We start from the raw sequence: 1,384 nt of genomic DNA, 5'->3' as shown, positions 1-1,384 counted from the left end.
CCCGCCGCCACGATCCGCCCGCCATCGTCACCCGCGCCTGGCCCCATGTCGATGATCCAGTCACCGCGCGCGGCCACGCGCATGTCATGTTCGGCCACCATGACCGTATGGCCCGCATCGACCAGCGATTGCAGGTGGGCCTGCAGCCGGTCCACATCGGCGGGGTGCAGGCCGGTGGTCGGTTCATCAAGGATATAGAGCGTGTGGCCCCGCCGCTGCTTCTGCAGTTCGGTGGCGAGCTTGATGCGCTGCGCCTCCCCGCCCGACAGTTCGGTTGCGGGCTGTCCCAGCCGGAGGTAGCCCAGCCCGCCCTGCCGTAATGTGCCCAGGGCCGCATGCAGGGCGGGTGTATCGGCAAAAAACGCACTGGCTTCATCCACCGTCATGTCCAGCACGTCGGCAATGGATTTGCCGCGCAGCGTCACCTCCAGCACATCGGGCTGGTAGCGCATGCCGTGGCATGTGGGGCAGGGTGAATAGACACTGGGCAGGAACAGCAGTTCCACCATGACCGACCCCGCGCCCTCGCATGTGGGGCAGCGGCCCTTGGGCAGGTTGAAGGAAAAACGCCCCGCGTCATAATGCCGCGCCCGGGCCAGGTCGGTTGCGGCGTATATCCGCCGGATGGTGTCGAACAGGCCGGTATAGGTCGCAAGATTGGAGCGCGGCGTGCGGCCGATCGGTTTCTGGTCGATCATGACCAGCCGTTTGATGCCGCGCAGACCCGAGACCACCTGCCCCCCCGGCGTGCCGAGGGGCCGGTCCTCCATGCTGTCCGCCTCCATCTCTCCGGTGGGTTTCTGGCCCAGCGCGCGGGTCAGGATTTCGGGGAGCGCCTGACTGACAAGGCTGGATTTGCCCGACCCCGAAAGGCCCGTCACCGTGACGAACACACCTAGCGGGATGTCAACACTCAGGTCATGCAGGTTGTTCCATGTCACCCCCGCAAGCTTCAGCCACCGCGCGGCCTTGCGCGGGGTGCCCGCGATGGGCGCGGTATTTGCGAACAGGTACGGCGCGGTGCGCGAAAGGGGCACGGCGCGCAGTCCGTCGGGGGGGCCACTGTACAGGATCTCGCCCCCGTTTGTGCCAGCGTCCGGGCCGACATCGACAATCCAGTCCGCCCGGCGGATCAGGTCGAGGTTGTGTTCGACCAGAAACAGGGAATTGCCTGCCGCCTTCAGCCCCATCAGCGCATCCAGCAGGTTTTGGGCATCGGCGGGGTGCAGACCGCTGGAGGGTTCATCAAGCACGTACACCACGCCAAACAGGCTGGAGCGGATCTGCGTGCCCAGCCGCAGGCGCTGGTATTCCCCCGGTGAAAGCGTGGTCACCGCGCGATCGGCCTGCAGGTAGCCCAGCCCGAGATGTTCCAGCACCGCGA

Annotated in this window: 1 pseudogene; it reads right to left on the bottom strand. The window is 66.5% G+C overall.

Annotation, left to right across the window (positions count from 1 at the left end):
* A pseudogene (locus tag JCM25156_RS16610) lies at window positions 1-1,384 on the bottom strand (excinuclease ABC subunit A); the annotation flags it as partial.

The organism is Komagataeibacter kakiaceti JCM 25156 (genome assembly GCF_000613305.1).
Note: the sequence above shows the minus strand (reverse complement) of the source record. Positions and strands in the feature narration are given on the sequence as shown.